Here is a 2,938-nt window from a genome sequence, read left to right on the forward strand (position 1 = left end):
AACATCGCATTTGGCGCAATCGGCGCTGTCGGCGATGAGGATATCATCAACGCCGCAAGCATGGCCGAGGCATGGCGCTTCCTCGAAGACAAGGGCGGCCTCAATGCGCATATCGGCCAGAAGGGCCGCTCGCTCTCAGGCGGTCAGCGCCAGCGCGTCGCGCTTGCCCGCGCGCTTGTGCGCCAGGCCCCGATCCTGCTGCTTGATGAGGCGACCTCCGCCCTCGACAGCGAAAGCGAAGGCCTCGTCCAGAAAGCCATCGCGACAGCCGCTGAAGGCCGCTCCACGCTCGTCATCGCCCACCGCCTCTCCACCATCCGCCGCGCCGATCGCATCGTCGTGATGGATGAAGGAAAGATCGTCGAACAGGGCAGCCATGAGGCGCTGGTCTCGAAAGGCGGGCTTTATGCTCGACTGGCGGAGATGCAGTTCGCCGCTCAGGCGGCGGAGTAGGCCCACGCCGATTTCCCCGGCGGAGGCCGGGGCCTTCAGAGGGAGAGACCCACTAGTTTTTGGAGTTTTGCCAGTGGCCTGTGGTTCGACTTCGCTCACCATGGCGGCCTTTTATCAAGGTCGGTAATCGCCCGGCCGAAGCTCAATTGTCCCCGAAAGCCTTCGACTTGCGGATTCGCTCTTTCAGCTTCGGCAGCAGCGGCTCGTTCGCCGCAACAATATTGCCTGTGGTCTGCACATCGCCGCCATCGATTTCCTCGACGAAGCCGCCCGCCTCGCGCACCAGCACGATACCGGCTGCGATGTCCCAGATTTTGAGGCCCCGCTCCCAGAAGCCGTCAAATCGGCCAGCGGCCACATAGGCAAGGTCCAGCGCGGCAGAGCCATAGCGCCGGATGCCGGCTGTGACCGGAGTCATCGCCGCGATTTCCACGGAAAACTGGCGGTGGGCCGCTTCGCCCTTGCCGATCCAGGGCGTGCCCGTCGCGAACACGGCTTCTTCCATCCGCTTGCGGCCCGCAACGATCAGCTTGCGCTGGTCGAGCCAGGCGCCGCGGCCGGTCTCGGCCCAGAAAATCTCATTCTTGGCGACGTCATAGACCACGCCTGTCAGCAGCTTGCCCTCGCGCTCCAGACCGATGGAGACCGCATAGTGCGGCTGGCCATGCAGGAAATTCAGCGTGCCGTCGAGCGGGTCGACAATGAAGCGGTTGGACTTGTCCGTCCCTTCGACAATGCCGCGCTCTTCCATGACGAAGCCATAGCCGGGCCGGGCCTTTGACAGGCTGTCATAGATGATGTCCTCGGCGCGGTGGTCGGCGTTGGAAACAAAGTCCGCCGGCCCCTTCTTGGAGATCTGCAGATGCTCCACCTCCCCGAAATCACGCGCGAGCGAGCGGCCCGCCAGACGGGCAGCATTGATCATCACGGTTCCAACGGGGGAGGGTTTGGACATGTCTGTTCCTAGTCGGCGCGTTTGAGGTAGGTCGTATCGGAGGTCTGGACGACAATGCGCTCGCCTTGGCCGACGAAAGGCGGGACCATGACGCGGATGCCATTCTCGCAGGTCGCTGGCTTGAAGCTGTTGGCCGCTGTCTGGCCTTTGACGACAGGCTCTGTCTCTTCAATCGTCAGGATCACCTGGTCCGGCAGGGAGATACCGATCGGCTTTTCCTCATAGAATTCGATGACGACGACCATTTCGCTCTGCAGGAAGACTTCCTGCTCGCCGATGAAATCCTTCTGGATCTCGATCTGCTCAAAGGTCTCCTGATCCATGAATGCATGCGCCTCGCCGGCATCGTAGAGATACTGATAGTCTTTCTGCTCGAGACGGACCTTCTCGACAGTCTCCGAAGAGCGGAACCGCTCATTCAGTTTCGAGCCATTGAGGAGGTTGCGCAGTTCGACCTGGTTGAAGGCCCCGCCCTTGCCGGGCTTGACCGAATTGGTCTTTACAGCGCGCCAGATCGAACCCTGATGCTCGATAACATTGCCTGGCTTGATTTCGTTTCCATTGATCTTGGCCATGGAGAGGCTCCTATATCCTGTGGGCGCGGGCCTAGCCGGGGGATGGGGTCCGGTCAAGCAGCCGCGCGCTGCTGATATGGACACACGCTGAATATTCAGTTTATTTCAGGGCTTACCGGGCGCGATGCAAGCCAAGGGGCAGCCAATGAACATGATCTCGAACTTTCTGAGCTTTGAAAAGCCAATGGGCGAGGTGCTGACCAAGTTCCTTTTCTATGTCGGCATCATCCTCATCATCTTCTGGGGCCTGCGCTCGCTCTGGCACTGGATCACCTGGTTCGACAATGACTGGGACGAAGCGCTCTGGGGCGTGATCTGGACGCCGATCGCCGTGATCCTGCGCCTGCTCATTCTGCGCGTGGCGTCGGAGTTTGTGCTGGCCGTGCTGCGGATGGACAAGCCGAAGGTTTAAACACCCACCCTAACGCGACCAGTCCCGTCATCCCGGAAAAGCCGTCAGGCTTTATCCGGGATCCAGAACGGCGCACATCCCTTGGTGCCGGGTCTCACTTTGTTCGCCCGGGATCACAAAGTGGCGCTCAGGAAAATGCTTCCGCCGCCTGATCGAGCGCCGCATTGAACGCCTCAACGGCCGCTTTCGGCCCCGCTTCATGTGACCAGACCGCTGAGCTCACCGCCACAAAGTCTGCCCCTGCCAGCGAAATATCCTTCGCCCGATCAGCCGTGATACCGCCAATCGCCACACAGGGCAGCTCCATCACGGCCTGCCACCATTCGAGAAGCTCTGGCTCGGCCGGCACGGTGTCGGCCTTGGTTTCTGTCGGGAAGAAGGCGCCGAAGGCGACATAGTCTGCGCCCTGCTCGCCGGCTTCCATCGCCACATGACGGGAATTCTTCGCCGTCGCGCCGATGATCAGGTCCTTGCCGAGCTGTTTGCGGGCCTCTTTCACGCGCATGTCCATCGCGCCGAGGTGCACACCGTCCGCGCCGACCC

The 2,938-nt window shown here is 61.4% G+C and carries 5 protein-coding genes; 2 read left to right on the plus strand and 3 right to left on the minus strand.

Translation table 11 applies throughout. The features are described from left to right. On the plus strand, positions 1 to 453 hold a 453-nt coding region (locus tag WA989_RS11270), incomplete at its 5' end, for an ATP-binding cassette domain-containing protein (protein ID WP_424340599.1). A 142-nt stretch (positions 454 to 595) separates the two neighbouring features. Here WA989_RS11270 and WA989_RS11275 read toward each other — a convergent pair. Next, a complete protein-coding gene (locus WA989_RS11275) occupies positions 596 to 1,408 on the minus strand; it encodes an inositol monophosphatase family protein (RefSeq protein WP_424340600.1) in 813 nt (270 codons plus the stop codon). 8 nt (positions 1,409 to 1,416) lie between these two features. Next, positions 1,417 to 1,983, minus strand: a complete 567-nt coding sequence (efp, locus tag WA989_RS11280; protein WP_424340601.1) for an elongation factor P — start codon at positions 1,981 to 1,983, stop codon at positions 1,417 to 1,419. 145 nt (positions 1,984 to 2,128) lie between these two features. Here efp and WA989_RS11285 point away from each other — a divergent pair, with 145 nt between their 5' ends. Then, the gene (locus WA989_RS11285; protein ID WP_424340602.1) at positions 2,129 to 2,395 is read left to right on the plus strand and encodes a DUF4282 domain-containing protein; all 267 of its coding nucleotides are present in this window, start codon (positions 2,129 to 2,131) and stop codon (positions 2,393 to 2,395) included. Positions 2,396 to 2,522: 127 nt separating this feature from the next. Here the strand turns inward: WA989_RS11285 and WA989_RS11290 are convergent. Beyond that, a partial coding sequence (locus tag WA989_RS11290) for a thiamine phosphate synthase (RefSeq protein ID WP_424340603.1) occupies positions 2,523 to 2,938 on the minus strand: 416 nt, incomplete at its 5' end.

Source organism: Henriciella sp. (assembly GCF_049649345.1).
GTDB lineage: Bacteria > Pseudomonadota > Alphaproteobacteria > Caulobacterales > Hyphomonadaceae > Henriciella.